A 15,198-nucleotide genomic window follows, 5' to 3' on the forward strand; every position below is an offset into this window, starting at 1 on the left:
GGTGGCGAGGCATGCCACGATGACACCCGTTCATCTCGCAGCGAGGGACAGCCAGGAGTGTGTGATGAAGTACGTCGATCTCGACGCGCAGGTCGGCGGCCTGACCGGAGTCATCGACCCCACCCGCTACCTGGGCCGGCTGCCCGAGCTCAGCGGGAGCCTGCCTCCCGGGGCTCTGGCCTTCGCCACTGACCCGCAGCACTACAGCTTCAGCGGGAAGCGGTGCGTCAAAGACCTGACGCTGCAGCAGGTGAGCTTCCTCGGCAACGACGGACAGGACATCGAGGCCTGCTTCCGGCACAACTGCTGGAAGCACGATGAAGACCTGGTGATCCGCTGGACGGGGGTCGTCCACGTCCGGATCGAGACGCCGGACGGTACTTCCTGGTCCGATCTCGAAACTGTGATCCTGGACGAAATCCTCCCGCACGACCACGGCTGCTCTCACGAGATGGCCTTCCGACCCGGAACCCTGATGATCACCTGTCGCGATATCACCGCCACTTGGGCCGAGACGGACTGCCCTGACGCCCGCCAAGGTCAAGGAACAAGCTGAGCCACCGCCCCCTCAGCGCCGAGTGCTTGTTGGCGGCAGGGCCAGAGTCCGTTGCACACGCCGCCCCCAGGGAGGCCTGCGTACGCACGCCGCTCCCATGGGGGCCGCCTTGCGCTGGCGTACTCCTCAGCCACCCTCCGGCTGAGTCAGGGAATGACCGGATGGTGACAGGGCGCTGATCGACGGCGGCCCCGGTTGCTCGCTCACCTGCTCGGCAAACATGCGTTTCTCACGGGTTCCTCGTGACAGTCATGACTGTTTCCGGCCCCGCTGGCGTGACAGCGTCGTGGTGTCACCAGCCGAGGGAGTGGGATGAACAAGGGTTACGCCGTCTTCTGCGACGCAGACCGGCAGTTCTACGACGCTCCCCATCGGCTGCCGACGAGCGGCAAGGGCCGTGGCGCGCCGTACGCGACGCTCAGCCGGGATCTGCCGGAGGGCTGGCAGCGCCACCGCTCCGGTGACTGGCTGGCGTTCCGTCCCCTGGACCGTGAACTCCCCAGTCAGGGCTGGAAGATCCATATCTCCGCCTGCCTGGACAACGCCGAGCGGGTGCTGGCGAAGGTCTGGGAGTACTGCGTGCCCCGCTCGGTGGCCTTCAAGTGCATGCCCAGCCGCTATCTGCTGCACATCCGCAACGCCAAGTACGCCGACCGTGGCGCCAGCGGAAAATTCATCACGATCTACCCGCCCGACGAGGAGCGATGTCGCATCATCGCCGAGGAGCTCGACGAGCTGCTCACCGGCGAACCGGGCCCGTACATCCTCAGTGATCTGCGCTGGGGCGCCGGTCCAGTGTACCTGCGCTACGGCAGCTTCACCGAGCGGCACTGCTACGACGACAAGGGCGAACTCCGCCCCGCCATCGAGGACGACCGCGGTCAGTTGGTCCCCGACCGCAGGGAACCCGCCTTCCGTGTCCCGGAGTGGGTCACCCTCCCGGAGTTCCTGGAGCCGCACCTCGCCGCCCGCTCCGCGACCACCGTCACCGAGCTGCCGTACGCGATCGAGCAGGCGCTGCACTTCTCCAACGGCGGCGGTGTCTACGTCGGCCGGGATCTGCGCACCGATCAGCGGGTGGTGCTCAAGGAGGCGCGTCCGCACGCCGGTCTGGCGGCGGACGAAGCGGACGCAGTGGCCCGGCTGGCGCGTGAGCGGGACGCCCTGAAACGGCTGTCCGGGCTCGGCTGCGCCCCTGAGGTACACGACTGGTTCACCCTCGGCGACCACACCTTCCTGGTGCTGGAATTCATCGAGGGCCGGCCGTTGAACAGCTTCTTCGCCCACCGCCACCCGCTGATCGAGGCCGACCCGAGTCCCCAGCGCCTCGCGGAGTACACCGAGTGGGCCATGCGCGTCCACGGGCTGGTGGCGGACGCGGTCAAGGCGATCCACTCCCGGGGCGTGGTCTTCAACGACCTGCACCTCTTCAACATCATGATGTCCGAGGACGAATCCTCCGTCGTGCTCCTGGACTTCGAAGCCGCCGCCGTCGATGACGAATCCAGCCGCCAGGTGATCGCCAACCCGGGCTTTGTCGCCCCCGCGGACCGCCGGGGCTTCGATGTCGACCACTACGCCCTCGCCTGCCTGCGTCTGGCACTGTTCCTCCCGCTCACCAGCCTGTTCGCCGTGGACCGCGGCAAGGCGGCACACCTGGCGCAGATCGCCGCCGAACAGTTCCCGGTGCCCCGCGACTACCTCGATGAAGCGGTGACCGAGATCCTGCGGGGCTATCGGCCCACGAGCGCACCCGAGCACCCGGACGGGGGCGGGGGAGCGGACTACTTACCCGTATCCCTCGCCGATTGGCCACACAGCCGCGACTCCATGGTCCGCGCCATCCTCGCCTCGGCCACTCCTGACCGGGAGGACCGCTTCTTCCCCGGTGACATCGCCCAGTTCGCCACGGCAGGCGGCGGCACCTGCTTCGCCTACGGGGCGGCCGGCGTGCTCTACGCCCTGGCCGAAACCGGCGCGGAGCGCTGCCCGGAGGCGGAGGAGTGGCTTCTGCGGAGGACGAAGACCCCCGCGTCCGGCAGCCCGCTCGGCTTCTACGACGGACTCTCCGGCGTCGCCTGGGTCCTGGACCGGCTCGGACACCGGGATCGGGCCCTGGACCTCGTCGACACCCTCACCACGCAGAGCTGGCAGGACATCGCACCGGATCTGCACAGCGGACTGGCCGGCCTCGGCCTGGCGCTCGACTCCCTGGCCGGTTCCACCGGCGAGCGCTCCCTCGGGGATCGTGCCCTGCACTGTGCCCAACTGGTGGCCGACAAACTCCAGGCCGGCGCGTCGGCAGCCGACGGCGGCGCCACCACCCGCGCCGGGCTGCTGCACGGCGACAGCGGAGCGGCCCTGCTCTTCCTGCGCCTGTACGAGCGCACCGACGACCCGGCACTGCTCGATCTGGCCGCCGACGCGCTGCGCCGGGACCTGGCGCGTTGCGTACGCGGCGCGGGGGGTGCCCTCCAGGTCAACGAGGGCTGGCGGACCATGCCCTACCTCGGTGCCGGCAGCGTCGGGATCGGCATGGTGCTCGACGACTATCTCGCCCATCGTCCGGACGCCGAGTTCGAACGGGCGCGGGGCGAGATCGTGCAGGCCGCCCAGGCCAAGTTCTATGCCCAGCCCGGCCTGTTCCGCGGCGCGGCGGGCATGGTGCTCCACCTCAGCCGCACCACGGCAGGCGGCCCCGGCACCTTCGCTGCCGACCTACGTCGCCAGATCGACTCCCTGTCCTGGGGTGCCATCCCGTACCGCGGGCATCTGGCCTTCGCCGGGGAGCAGATGATGCGTCTCTCCATGGACCTGAGCACCGGCACCGCCGGATGCCTGCTCGCACTGGGCAGCGCGCTGCACGAGATACCCGTGCACCTGCCCTTCCTCCCGCCGCCACGGCGGCCCTGAAGCCGGCCCCAGCCGGGGCCGATCATGAAACACCCCGTCCCCATTGATGAGAGGAACCACCATGACCCTTCTCGACCTGCAGACGATGGAAACCCCCAAGGCCGAGGCCACCGAGGAGCTCCACACCGGCAGCCGCGCGAGCCTGCTGCTCTGCGGCGACAGCAGCCTGAGCATCACCACCTGTAACTGACTCTTCGTTGCCGCGGAGCCTCGGCTCCCGTAGCGAGAAGGTCACGGCGAGCCCCGGGTGGCAACACCGCCCGGGGCCTGCCGCCCGTGCCCGTACCCGTCCCCTGGAGGCGAGGTCCCTACCCGCATGTCCCGTACACCCGGGCCCTCCTCGTCGCCGCCACCTGCGTCCCTGCCGCCCTCACCCCCACGGCCCTCGGCCACCCGGCGCAGGCCGGACGCCGCCCTCGGCCCCGTCCTGACCGGAGCCCTCCGGCACAGCTCGGTACTCACCACCGCCGCCTGCCTCTTCAGCGTGGCGTCCGCCGGTGCCGCGGTCGCTCTGCCCGCCGCACTCGGCCACACCCTCGATCTCGTACTCGACTCGCGGCCGGGCGGCCAGGCCGCCATCGCGCTGTGCGCCGTGCTGCTGATCGCGGAAGTGCTCCTCGACGCCTTGGTGGCTCTGACCGGCGGCGTCACGAGCGCGCGCAGTACCGCATGGCTCCGCCGACGCGGTATCGACCACCTGATGTCCCTCGCGCCGCATCGCGTCGCCGACCACTTCACCCCCGGCGACCTGGTCACCAGGCTCACCGGGAACGCCGCAGACGCCGGTACCGCACCCACCACCGCGGCCACCGGCCTCGCCGCGCTCATCACCCCGATCGGCGCCCTGATCGCCCTGGCGCTCACCGACATCTGGCTCGCCGCCGTGTTCCTTGCCGGGCTACCGCTCCTGACCTGGCTGCTGCGCACCTTCGCCCGCGGATCCTCCGACAGCGTCCAGCGCTATCAGCGGGTGCAGGCGGATATCGCCACCCGACTCGTCGAGGCGCTCGGCGGCGCCCGGACGATCGCCGCAGCGGGCACCGAACGCCGCGAACGCACCCGCGTCCTTGCGCCACTGTGCGAACTGGGCGCCCAGGGACGGCACATGTGGCAGATCTACGGACGCGCCGTGGTCGGCAGCAGCATCCTGGTGCCGCTGCTGACCACCGCGGTCCTCGCCGTCGGCGGGATACGACTGGCGCACGGCAGCCTGACCGTCGGCGAGCTGCTGGCGGCTTCCCGGTACGCCGCCCTCACCGCCGGTCTGGGCGGGGTGGTCGGCCAGCTCAACGCCCTGGTGCGCAGCCGCGCCGCAGCCCACCGCACCGGCGAACTGCTCACCCTGCCCCCGGTGCCGCACGGCTCCCGCCCGCTGCCCGTCGACGGCCGCGGCCGGCTCGAACTGCGTGCGGTCACCGTCGTACGCGGCGGCGCCGCCGTGCTGCGTGGTGTCGACCTGGTGGTGCCCGGGGGAGTGACGATGGCTGTCGTCGGGCACTCCGGGGCGGGCAAGTCACTGCTCGCCGCCGTCGCCGGCCGGCTGACCGACCCCGACAGCGGGCAGGTGCTGCTGGACGGCGTACCGCTGTGCGAGGCCGATCCGGCCCAGCTGCGCCGGGAGATCGGCTACGCCTTCGAACGGCCGGTCCTGTTCGGTGACACCGTCGGTGCGGCCATCGGCTTCGGCCCCTACGAGCCCCCGGCCCACGAGATCGAGGCCGCCTCCCGCGCGGCCGGCGCGGACTCCTTCCTCAGACTCCTGCCGGACGGATACGCCGCACCGCTCGCCCGGGCCCCGCTCTCGGGAGGGGAGGTACAACGCCTGGGCCTGGCAAGGGCGTTCGCCCACGCCGGCCGTCTGCTCGTGCTCGATGACGCCACCTCCAGCCTGGACAGCGTCACCGAACTCCACGTCAGCCGGGCGCTGGTGCACGACGTACGCACGGGCAGCAGGTTGCTGATCGCCCATCGTGTCTCCTCCGCCGCCCGCGCCGATCTGGTCGCGTGGATGGAGCACGGCCGGATCCGCGCGGTGGCCCCCCACGACCGTCTCTGGGCGGACCCCGACTATCGAGCGGTCTTCGCCCATACCGGCGACGAGGAAAACCGGGCCGCCTCATGAAGACATCAACGGCACGACTCGCGCCCCGGGCGATGCGCTTTCTGCGCCGCCGTACCCGCGTACTGCTGCTTCTGGCCGGCTGGTCACTGCTGGAATCCGCGCACACCTTCCTCGGCGGCTACGGGGTGGCCAAGGCCCTCGACGACGGCTTCCTGACCGGCCACACCGGCGTCGGCCTGGCCTGGCTCGCCGTCACCGCACTGGCCGTCGTCATCGGCGGGCTGGCCGGCCGGGGAGTCTTCCGCGGGCTGGCCGACCTCGTCGAGCCGCTCCGCGACAGCCTGGTACGGCAAGTGGTCGGGCGGTCGCTGACGCAGGCGGTGGCGAAACCGGCTCACGCGGCGGACAGCGCGGTGGTCTCGCGGCTGACCAACCAGACGGAGATCGCCAGAGACAGCTTCGCCGGACTCGTCCTGGTCGCCCGCTCCTTCCTCTTCACCGCCGCCGGAGCGCTGCTCGGACTCCTCTCCCTGGCACCGCAGTTGCTGCTGATCGTCGTACCCCCACTCGTCGCCGGACTGCTGCTGTTTCTGGCCACCCTCCGGCCGATGGCGGCCCGCCAGCGCGCCTTCCTGGAGGCGGACGAGGCCCTGTCGACGCGGTTCGGTGCCGTCGCGGAGGGACTGCGCGATGTGGTGGCCTGCGGTGCGCAGAAGCAGACCGCGGCGCGGGCGTACGGCCTGATCGAGGACGAGGCACGAGCGGCACGCCACCTGGCGGGCTGGGCCGCCGTTCGCTGTCTCGCGCTCGGCCTGGCAGGCCAACTGCCGATCCTGCTGTTGCTGGTCACCGCGCCCTGGCTGCTCCGGCAAGGAATCACCGCCGGCGTCGTGCTGGGCGCACTGACCTATCTGACCCAGTCACTGCTCCCCGCCCTCCACACCCTCATGAACGCGCTCGGATCCGCCGGCACCCGGCTGCTCGTGGTCCTGGACCGACTCACCACCGACTCCGGCCAGGAGCCGGCGACCACCTCCCACTCCGCGCCGACCACCACCCACTCCACGCCGACCACTGCCCACTTTGCGCCGACCACCACCCCCACCACACCGGCACCCGCACCCGTCGCCCCCACTCCGCCCAACGGCCCCCGCATCGAACTGCGCGCGGTGACCTTCGCCTACGGTCCCGGCGCCCAACCCGTACTGCACGACCTCGACTTGACCGTCCAACCGGGTGAGCACCTCGTCGTGGTGGGCCCGAGCGGCATCGGAAAGTCGACCCTGACCGCTCTGATCGCAGGCCTCCTCACACCGGGCGATGGCGAGATACGCATAGACGGCCGCCCCGTCCGCGCCCCGTCCGGCCCCGATCCGTCCCTCCAGCGGGTGCTCATCCCACAGCAGGCCTACGTCTTCTCCGGCACGCTCCGCGAGAACCTGCTCTACCTGTGCCCCGACGGCGCATCCACATCGTCGCTGGAATCATCGTCCGAAGCCGTCGGTCTGGGCCCGCTGGTCCACAGGCTCGGCGGTTTCGACGCGCGCATCGCCCCGGGGTCACTGTCACAGGGCGAGCGCCAGCTCATCGCGCTGGGCCGGGCCCACCTGTCTCCCGCCCCGCTCCTTCTCCTCGACGAAGCAACCTGCCACCTCGACCCGGCAGCCGAACTGCGGGCCGAGCGCGCCTTCGCCGACCGCCCCGGCACCCTGATCATCGTGGCACACCGCATCACCTCGGCCCGCCGGGCCGACCGCATCCTGCTGCTCGACGGCACCCGAGCCACCTGCGGCACCCACGACGAGCTGCTCGCCCGCTCGCCGCTCTATCGCGACCTGGCAGGAAGCTGGCAGCCACAGGCACTGGGACGTGGCTAGGGGCTGTCCGATGGGACGTGGGTGACTCACCGGACACCCTCTACGGCGAAGATCATTGGTCTCCTCCGTCCGTAACTCGCGTGCGACATCGGATCGTTCCTCAAGGACTGCATCCGCGACAAGCCCGTGAGGTGTCCGCACACTCCTGCTCGGCGCTCGGCGCTCGGCGCTCGGGCGGGCGGGCGGCGCAGCGGCAGGGGACCGGCCCGTGAGGGCAGGCCCCCTGCGGTAGGAGTTCTTCGGGAGGCTCGCGGCCGGATGATCAGCCGTAGAAGACAACAACGGCGAATCCGTAGTTGCCGTAGCCGAATCCGTAATTGTCGAAGCCGTAATTGCCGTAGCCCCCATAACCGCCGTCGAAGCAGTCCGAGCCTCGGTTCCAGTCGTTGCAGCTCCAGGCGTGGGAAGGTGCGGCTGCCGGTGCGGCGGCAGGAGCTGCGCTTGCGGCGCCGGCCCCGGCCAGCACAAGGAAGGGCACTGCGCACAGTGCGGCGGCGATGCGGTGCTTCCTGGTCTTCGCGCGCATGATCGTCCCCTCTCGGGGTTGATGCGTTGCCGATTTATCGGCGTATCAATGTGGAGTTCTCCTGGTCTCACCGCTGTGCGCCGGGAACGCGCGAGGCCCTGGCGCACCGGGGCGACTTTGCAGGACTCCGACCTGCTTCGCTGACATAGTTGCAATCTCAATGCAACCTCAATCAGACGTCGCTTTCGAGCGTAGGCACGGCGCCCCGGGAAGGTCAAACATTGCTCTCCGCACAGGCCCGGCCACGGTGCGGGGCAGCCTGGCAGGCGGCCTAGAGCATGCCCCAAGGACTGTCCGGTGGGTAATGACTGTCCGGTGGGTATGGACGGAGCCAGAGTCGAGGGGCGCGGCAATGTCTACGGTGCCGCGAAAGACGTAGACACGCTTGTCGAAGCGGGTCGCTACCGCTCGGAAGGTCTTGAGCAGGCTGATTGTCCGCTCGACTTCGTTCCTGCGAGCTTTCGCGGCCGGTCGGCCGAACCCGGCCGGTGGTCCGCCCTGATCCCACGCTGCTGGCGGCTGGCCCGCTGATCCCTGCGTTCGGGAATCGTGTGTCGGATCTGGCGTCGTCGCAGATATTGCCGGTTGCGGCGGGAGCTGTACGCCTTGTTACCGCACGGGTGGTCCGGTCGGGTCCGTGGGTGCTCTCCGGCCGGGCGAGGTAGACGGATGCGGTCCAGAGCCGGGATCAGCTGCGATGCCTCACCCCATGGCCCCGGCGTGATCAGGACGGCCAAGGGTAGGCATCCGCCTTCGCTCGCCAGGTGGATCTTGGTGGCGAGCCCGCCACGGGATGCCGGTCCGCTGCCGGAAGGGAAAGCCGTTGATGACCACGCGGTGATTCCTCCAAGGCCCGCCCGTCTTCCCACGTTCTTCGGAAGGCGCGGCTCCAGCCGAGCCCACTCCGCGTCCCGTGACGTCGCCCCGCCCTACACTGAACGGAACGATCCGCATGGGAGCCTGCCACCCGACCCATCGGGCAGGCTCTAGCGCTGTGACCGGGAAGAGGAGCGCCGGGTTCACCGGCCTCAGTGGAATTTCCGCACCGGGAATCGAAGCCAACGCGGCATTCCGAAAGCGGGCGGGCGAGCGTCTGGGACTGCACCCCGAACGCGCAGGTGGCCGTGCGAAGATCCAGGGACCGTGCATGGCCACTGTGGAGGACGAGGATGTTCGCGATATCGCTGGGTGACGGAGCTGAGCTGCGCCCACTGGAGCCCTGGCAGGCCGAGGAATTCCTCGCCCACATGGACCGCGGCCGCGAATACATAGGCCAGCACGTCGGGCTCCCCGACGTCGCAGCCGATCTCGACTCCGCGCGGAGCTGGCTCCAGTCGTACGCCGACAAGACCGCGGCCGACACCGGCCGGCTCTACGGCATCTGGCTCGACGGGCTCCTCGTCGGCGGCGTCCTCTTCAGGGTCTTCGACGCAGGTGCGGGCAACTGCGAGGCCGGCTGTTGGCTGGAACCGGCCGCCGCCGGACGCGGTCTGGTCACCCGCGCGGCACGCGTCATCATCGACTGGGCGGTCCAGGAACGCGGAATGCACCGTGTGGAGTGGCTGGTGTCCTCCGAGAACATTCCGAGCATCAACGTGGCCAAGCGGCTCGGCATGCGCTGCGACGGAGTCCTGCGTGAGAACTCCCCCTACCGGGGCGTACGGCAGAACACCGAGGTCTGGTCGGTGCTCGCAGCCGAGTGGCGTTCCGCGCACAGCACCCTTTAAAGAGGACTCTCGGGCCCGGACCTTGGTGCTGTGGCCGGGAAGGTTCACCGGTTCGGTGATCACGCTGCGGTGAGGAGGGGGCGTCCGCCTCGGGCGGATGCCTTTCTTGCTGCGGATGCGGGCACACGTCTCGCTGCGGATGCGGGCACACGTTCGTGTCGTTGGGCGGCTAGGACGTCGAGGGTGGCGGGCGTAGGCGTTGCGCCAGCGCAGGCAGCGGTGCGATGCACGGGTCTGGGTGGTGTGGTTCGGAAGGCGGGAGCTGCCCAGTGTGAACTGTCGAAGCGGGTCGAGGTGAGCCTCGATCGGGTCGGCTCAGGAGGCGTTGGTCGGGGTGAAGCAGAGCTTTCGCCGAGGCACCTCGTTCACCGATCGCCGGTACGCCCGGACCGATCTGCTCATCGACATCCTCGATGGCGCCCTGCCGACCACGCACCGCCTCGCCTGTCTTGACCAGGTCCCTTACGGGAGCTCGCAGCCGATCCCTGGATCGTCGGCGTCGTGGACGCGAGCAGCTGCTGCGCGCGGTGACCCGCTCCGTCTGCGCGGCCGGCGGCTTCATGCGCACGGAGCAGGCCGGCCACACCTGCCCCGGTCCTCGCGCGATCTCGGTGCCGACGGCGACGTGCTGACCGCGGACGAGACCGGTTTCCTGATCCTTAGGAGCGGCTACGGCTCTGCAGGCGTGCGGCGGTAGTACGCCAGCAGCCAGCAGCCAGCAGCCAGCAGCCAGCAGCCAGCAGCGTCAGACATCAGCATCAGCGATCAGCCATCAGAAACCAGCCCCGGCCCGGAGCGGGTCAGTTGCCTCCGCACCGCCGCTCCGACCTAGACCCAGCCGGCCCCCTGGGATATGCGTATGGCATCCACCCGGTTCCGGGCTCCTGTTTTGCGATTGATGGCCGCCATGTAATTGCGCACCGTACCGCTGCTCAGATGCAGTTCGCGGGCGATCTCGGGGACGGAGGCGCCTCCCGCGGCGAGCGACAGCACGCTCAACTCACGTGGGGTGAGCGGCATGTCGGCGGCCTCGAGGAAATCCGGTGTGAGCGAATGATCGACGTAGCGCTTGCCGGCCGCCACCAGATTTATGGCGTGCAGCAGCCGGGAGGGAGGCGCGTCCTTGTCCACAAACCCCCGCGCCTTGGCGGCGATGGCGCGCCGAAGGGTGCCGGGCCGAGCGGCGCTGGCTAAAACCAGCAGCGCGCATCCCGGGCCGCCGGGATGGTCCGGTGCCGGGACCGGACCCGCGCAGTCCCCGTCCACGACGCACACCTGCGGCCGGAAGGCACGAGCACGGCCCGGGGCGCTTCCCCAACAGGCGGCGACAGCGTCGATTCCTTCCTCGTCGCGCAACAGCGCGGTGAGCGCCGAGCGCAGCAGCCGCGTCTCGTGAACAACCAAGACCCGGATCACGTTCGCCCCCTCATGTCTACAACAGCACTGTCAGCCCCCGTTGTTGCACCAGTCCCATCGGGAACAACCGGCGGTGCGGCGACAGCTACCCTTCTGAGCCACTGCCACAGCACGCGGTTTCGGCCCCGAACGGTGCCCGCTGAATTGTCACGGCTGCTATTCCTGCCAGATGGTGTTTTGCGGGATGTGACTGGAAACAGCGTGAGCATGCACGCCTGTTGCTGCGGCCATTTGCTGCGCGGATGGTGGAAACTCCACAACCCGCAACGGCGGACTGTAACCGGCGGTACGCCCGCTTGCGAGTGCGAAGACGAAGCGGCCCACGCCCGCCTCGGCCATCGCCCGGAGTGCATCGGCATCGTAGGAACTTCACACACCAGCGGGCCGGTTTCCGGAAAGCGGGCCGCGCAACCACCAGGGAATTCCCGCCATCTCGGCGATTGGCTGCTGAGCGGGCCGCTTCCGCTCCCGTAATGGATGTGGCCTGAGTGTCAGGTGGTTGCTGTGGGGCGGGGAGCATCGCGGCGCGATATCGACATGCCCCTGTCTCCACCGGCGACGATCGACGACACGGCCCGACTCGGCGGGCCGCAACTCGGTAGCCCCGCCGGGCCACGGCAATGGGACGTGTCGATCGGGGCGTTGGCGGTGCCGACCTGGTGCCTGAAACAGCTGTGAAACCGCGGTGAAACTCGCGGTGGCAGGCTCGGTGAGGTCTTGGCCTGCGGGCCTTTTGCACCACTGGGAGTCACCATGCATCAGCACGCGCAGGAACACGAGACGGCCGTTGATGGCGCACCGCCGTTGGGGCGTCTGCACGAGGTCGGAGGGCGGCGGTTGATGGTTCACCGCTCGGGCAGCGGCGGCCCGACCGTGGTGTTCGTGGCCGGGGCCAGCGCCGTCGGCCTCGATTACCTGAACTTGCACAACCGGGTCTCCGAGTTCACCACGTCCGTGCTCTACGACCGTGCTGGAACGGGTTGGAGCGACCAGGTAGAGCTGCCCCGTACCGCCACCGAGGTCGCCAACGAGCTCAGGAGTCTGCTGCGGGCGGTCGGTGTGCCCGCTCCCTATCTGCTGGGCGGCCACTCGCTGGGCGGCGCCTACGTACGCCGCTTCGCGCAGCTGTTCCCGGACGAGGTGGCCGGCTTGCTGCTGCTGGAGCCCTCCCACGAGGACTGGGACGCCTACATGCCGGAGCAGTTGCAGCTGCGGAAGCACATGGGTGAGCAGGAGCAGCCGATGCCGGAGCTGACCCCCGTAGGTACGCCGGGATGTGGCTGCATCGCTGCGTTTCCGCATCGTCGCATCGATGCCGGCGACGGCGCTGGCGGCGAGATCGCCGAAGGACTGGACGGCGCAAGCACTTGGGGGCCAGATCGGCAACGGGGCACGCCGCGGCACCCTCATCAAGGGCGGTACGCACCTGGAGGGCATCGGCAGGGTCACCGTCGTCGTCTTCGACAAGACGGGCACCCTCACCTTCGGGCGGCCGCTGGTCACCAGCGTGGTCTCGCTGAGCGCCGGCTGCACCGCCGACGAGGTGCTGAGCCTGGCCGCCTCCGGCGAGCTGCACGCCCGCCATCCGTTGGCCCAGGCCATCGTCGCCCGCACCGAGGAACGCCACCTCCAAGTCCCCGTCCACCAGACCTGCGAGGTCGTCCTCGGCGTGGGCATGCGCGCAGAACTGGACGATACGCGGCTGCTCGTCGACAGCCCCGCCTTGCTGGTCTCCGTCCAGCCGGGTGACTTGGCTTGGGGCCTCGAACGAGGGCCGGGCCCGTAACCGCCGCCCCTCAGCCCAGCCCGGGGATACCGGAGATCAGCAGATCGATGACTTTGATGCCGATGAACGGGGCTACCAGGCCGCCGAGTCCATAGCGGGTGAGGTTGCGGCGCAGCAGGTCGTGGGCGGAGGAGGGGGTGTAGCGCACGCCGCGCAGGGCGAGCGGGATCAGCGCGATGATGATGAGCGCGTTGAAGATGATGGCGGAGGTGATCGCCGAGGTCGGACTGTGCAGCCCCATGATGTTCAGCGCCGCCAGGCCGGGGTAGGCCCCGGCGAACATGGCCGGGATGATCGCGAAGTACTTGGCGACGTCGTTGGTGATCGAGAAAGTTGTCAACGCGCCCCGGGTGATCAGGAGTTGCTTGCCGATCTCGACGATCTCGATGAGCTTGGTCGGGTTGGAGTCCAGGTCCACCATGTTCCCGGCCTCCTTGGCGGCCGAGGTACCGGTGTTCATGGCCACGCCCACGTCCGCCTGCGCCAGCGCGGGGGCGTCGTTCGTACCGTCACCGGTCATCGCGACGAGTTTGCCGCCCTCCTGTTCCTGTGTGATCAGGGCGAGTTTGTCCTCGGGCGTGGCTTCGGCGAGGTAGTCGTCCACGCCCGCCTCCTGGGCGATGGCCTTGGCCGTCAGCGCATTGTCGCCGGTGATCATCACCGTACGGATGCCCATCCGCCGTAATTCGGCGAAGCGTTCGCGGATGCCGTCCTTGACGACGTCCTTGAGGTGGATGACGCCCAGGATCCGCGCCGCGTACCGGTCGTGCACCGCCACCAGCAGCGGGGTTCCGCCGGACGCGGCGATGGAGTCGGTGAACAGCCTTGCTTCGGCGGGCACTTCGCCGCCGCGCAGCGCCACCCAGTCGATGACCTGGGCGGCCGCACCTTTGCGGATGGCGCAGCCCGCACCCCCGGACCAGCGCAGATTGACGCCGCTCATCCGGGTCTGCGCGCTGAACTCCACGTATTCGGTGTGTTGCAGTTCCCCCTCGGCCGGCTCACGCAGCCCGTACTTCTCCTTGGCGAGGACGACGATCGAGCGGCCCTCCGGGGTCTCGTCGGCCAGCGAGGAGAGCTGGGCGGTGTCCGCGAGCTGGAGTTCGTCGATGCCGGGCAGCGGGACGAAGGCGACCGCCTCGCGGTTGCCGAGGGTGATGGTGCCGGTCTTGTCGAGCAGCAGGGTGTTGATGTCGCCGGCCGCCTCGACCGCGCGGCCCGACATGGCCAGGACGTTGCGCTGGACGAGGCGGTCCATGCCGGCGATGCCGATCGCGGAGAGCAGTGCGCCGATCGTCGTGGGGATGAGCGTGACGAGCAGCGCGACCAGCACCGTCGTCGACTGGGTCGCGCCGGCGTAGGAGGCCATCGGCTGCACAGTGACCACGACCAGGATGAAGACGATGGTGAGCGCGGCGAGCAGGATGTGCAGCGCGATCTCGTTGGGAGTGCGCTGCCGGGTCGCGCCCTCGACCAGGGCGATCATCCGGTCCAGGAAGGACTGCCCGGGGCGGGAGGTGACCCGTACGACGAGGCGGTCGGACAGCACCGTCGTGCCGCCGGTGACGCCCGAGCGGTCGCCACCCGACTCGCGGATGACCGGTGCCGATTCGCCGGTGACCGCCGACTCGTCGACCGCGGCGACACCGTCGACCACGTCTCCGTCGGCCGGGATCACCTCGCCCGCCCCGACCAGCACGAAGTCGAACGGCTGCAGATCGGCGGCCGCGACGGACTCGGTCTCGGCGTCGCGGAGGTCGATGCCGACCCGCCAGTTGTTGCGCAGCCGCCGGGCGACGATGTCCGTGCGCGCCTTGCGCAACGAATCGGCCTGCGCCTTGCCGCGGCCCTCGGCGACCGCCTCCGCAAGGTTGGCGAAGATCACCGTCAGCCAGAGCCAGCCGCTGATCACCCACGCGAAGACGGACGGGCTGAGCAGCGCGGAGAGCGTGGTGAGGACGGAGCCGCAGGCCACCACGAACAGCACGGGATTGCCGGCCAGCGCCCGCGGATGCAGCTTGCGCAGCGCGTCGGGGAAGGACGTCAGCAGCGCCCTCGGGTCGAACAGCCCGCCGGGCTCGCGCCGTCGCCGTCGTCGCCGTCGGCCCCCGTGCGACGGACCGTCCTGGGCAGGCGTGGATGCCGTCGGGTCCGTCGAGGTCGTCGGCGCCGTCGGAGCATGGGGCGGGGCGGGATACATGGGGAAACCTTCTGGGAGACCGGCCCCCTACCGGGCCGGGCGGTTTGATGGCTTGGTGCCAGGTTGTGGGCAGGTCGTGGCCAGGTGGTGGTCTGGTGGCCGGGCGTTCGATGGGCGAACCGGGCTGATCGGGAA

The 15,198-nt window shown here is 69.8% G+C and carries 11 protein-coding genes and 2 pseudogenes; 9 read left to right on the forward strand and 4 right to left on the reverse strand.

The window, feature by feature from the left end; all coding sequences use genetic code 11:
- The first annotated feature begins 64 nt into the window (after window positions 1–64).
- The 5 genes from DY245_RS16270 (at window position 65) to DY245_RS16290 (ending at window position 7,408) form a co-directional block, all read left to right on the forward strand.
- Window positions 65–556: a hypothetical protein gene (locus tag DY245_RS16270; protein WP_128507971.1), complete on the forward strand. Its 492-nt coding sequence runs from the start codon at window positions 65–67 to the stop codon at window positions 554–556.
- Window positions 557–868: 312 nt separating this feature from the next.
- Window positions 869–3,469: a class III lanthionine synthetase LanKC gene (gene lanKC / locus DY245_RS16275; protein WP_128507972.1), complete on the forward strand. Its 2,601-nt coding sequence runs from the start codon at window positions 869–871 to the stop codon at window positions 3,467–3,469.
- Between the two features lie 61 nt (window positions 3,470–3,530).
- Entirely contained in the window at window positions 3,531–3,659 is a 129-nt protein-coding gene (locus DY245_RS16280) for a SapB/AmfS family lanthipeptide (protein WP_128507973.1), read from the forward strand.
- 126 nt (window positions 3,660–3,785) lie between these two features.
- Window positions 3,786–5,591 carry an ABC transporter ATP-binding protein gene (locus DY245_RS16285; protein ID WP_128507974.1) on the forward strand — a complete coding sequence of 602 codons (1,806 nt, stop codon included), beginning with the start codon at window positions 3,786–3,788 and terminating at the stop codon, window positions 5,589–5,591.
- Entirely contained in the window at window positions 5,588–7,408 is a 1,821-nt protein-coding gene (locus DY245_RS16290) for an ATP-binding cassette domain-containing protein (protein WP_128507975.1), read from the forward strand. Before DY245_RS16285 ends, DY245_RS16290 begins: the two co-directional genes overlap by 4 nt.
- A 262-nt stretch (window positions 7,409–7,670) precedes the next feature.
- Here DY245_RS16290 and DY245_RS16295 read toward each other — a convergent pair whose 3' ends face one another.
- Both DY245_RS16295 and DY245_RS16300 read right to left on the reverse strand, forming a co-directional pair.
- Entirely contained in the window at window positions 7,671–7,934 is a 264-nt protein-coding gene (locus DY245_RS16295) for a hypothetical protein (protein ID WP_128507976.1), read from the reverse strand.
- A gap of 271 nt (window positions 7,935–8,205) precedes the next feature.
- A pseudogene (locus DY245_RS16300) lies at window positions 8,206–8,888 on the reverse strand (transposase).
- Between the two features lie 215 nt (window positions 8,889–9,103).
- Between DY245_RS16300 and DY245_RS16305 the strand changes: the two are divergent.
- Both DY245_RS16305 and DY245_RS44405 read left to right on the forward strand, forming a co-directional pair.
- A complete protein-coding gene (locus DY245_RS16305) occupies window positions 9,104–9,661 on the forward strand; it encodes a GNAT family N-acetyltransferase (protein WP_128507977.1) in 558 nt (185 codons plus the stop codon).
- Window positions 9,662–9,995: 334 nt separating this feature from the next.
- Window positions 9,996–10,358: a hypothetical protein gene (locus DY245_RS44405; protein ID WP_181923708.1), complete on the forward strand. Its 363-nt coding sequence runs from the start codon at window positions 9,996–9,998 to the stop codon at window positions 10,356–10,358.
- Between the two features lie 131 nt (window positions 10,359–10,489).
- Here DY245_RS44405 and DY245_RS16315 read toward each other — a convergent pair whose 3' ends face one another.
- Window positions 10,490–11,077, reverse strand: a complete 588-nt coding sequence (locus DY245_RS16315; RefSeq protein ID WP_128507978.1) for a response regulator transcription factor — start codon at window positions 11,075–11,077, stop codon at window positions 10,490–10,492.
- An 840-nt stretch (window positions 11,078–11,917) separates the two neighbouring features.
- Between DY245_RS16315 and DY245_RS16320 the strand changes: the two are divergent.
- Both DY245_RS16320 and DY245_RS16325 read left to right on the forward strand, forming a co-directional pair.
- Window positions 11,918–12,277, forward strand: a pseudogene (locus tag DY245_RS16320) (alpha/beta fold hydrolase); the annotation flags it as partial.
- Between the two features lie 112 nt (window positions 12,278–12,389).
- Window positions 12,390–12,863 carry an HAD family hydrolase gene (locus DY245_RS16325; protein ID WP_244943074.1) on the forward strand — a complete coding sequence of 158 codons (474 nt, stop codon included), beginning with the start codon at window positions 12,390–12,392 and terminating at the stop codon, window positions 12,861–12,863.
- A gap of 10 nt (window positions 12,864–12,873) precedes the next feature.
- Here the strand turns inward: DY245_RS16325 and kdpB are convergent, their stop codons facing one another.
- Complete coding sequence (gene kdpB / locus DY245_RS16330) at window positions 12,874–15,063, reverse strand: potassium-transporting ATPase subunit KdpB (RefSeq protein WP_128507979.1); 2,190 nt, start codon at window positions 15,061–15,063, stop codon at window positions 12,874–12,876.
- Window positions 15,064–15,198: the final 135 nt, after the last annotated feature.

Origin of the sequence: Streptomyces inhibens (genome assembly GCF_003389455.1) — a bacterium.
GTDB lineage: Bacteria > Actinomycetota > Actinomycetes > Streptomycetales > Streptomycetaceae > Streptomyces > Streptomyces inhibens.

What these genes read in the sequence shown, in the direction of transcription:
- DY245_RS16325 (WP_244943074.1), top strand. Translation starts at nt 12,390, where the DNA reads ATGCCGGCGACGGCGCTGGCGGCGAGATCGCCGAAGGACTGGACGGCG.
- DY245_RS16270 (WP_128507971.1), top strand. Translation starts at nt 65, where the DNA reads ATGAAGTACGTCGATCTCGACGCGCAGGTCGGCGGCCTGACCGGAGTC.
- kdpB (WP_128507979.1), bottom strand. Translation starts at nt 15,063, where the DNA reads ATGTATCCCGCCCCGCCCCATGCTCCGACGGCGCCGACGACCTCGACG.
- lanKC (WP_128507972.1), top strand. Translation starts at nt 869, where the DNA reads ATGAACAAGGGTTACGCCGTCTTCTGCGACGCAGACCGGCAGTTCTAC.
- DY245_RS16305 (WP_128507977.1), top strand. Translation starts at nt 9,104, where the DNA reads ATGTTCGCGATATCGCTGGGTGACGGAGCTGAGCTGCGCCCACTGGAG.
- DY245_RS16290 (WP_128507975.1), top strand. Translation starts at nt 5,588, where the DNA reads ATGAAGACATCAACGGCACGACTCGCGCCCCGGGCGATGCGCTTTCTG.
- DY245_RS16285 (WP_128507974.1), top strand. Translation starts at nt 3,786, where the DNA reads ATGTCCCGTACACCCGGGCCCTCCTCGTCGCCGCCACCTGCGTCCCTG.
- DY245_RS16280 (WP_128507973.1), top strand. Translation starts at nt 3,531, where the DNA reads ATGACCCTTCTCGACCTGCAGACGATGGAAACCCCCAAGGCCGAGGCC.
- DY245_RS16295 (WP_128507976.1), bottom strand. Translation starts at nt 7,934, where the DNA reads ATGCGCGCGAAGACCAGGAAGCACCGCATCGCCGCCGCACTGTGCGCA.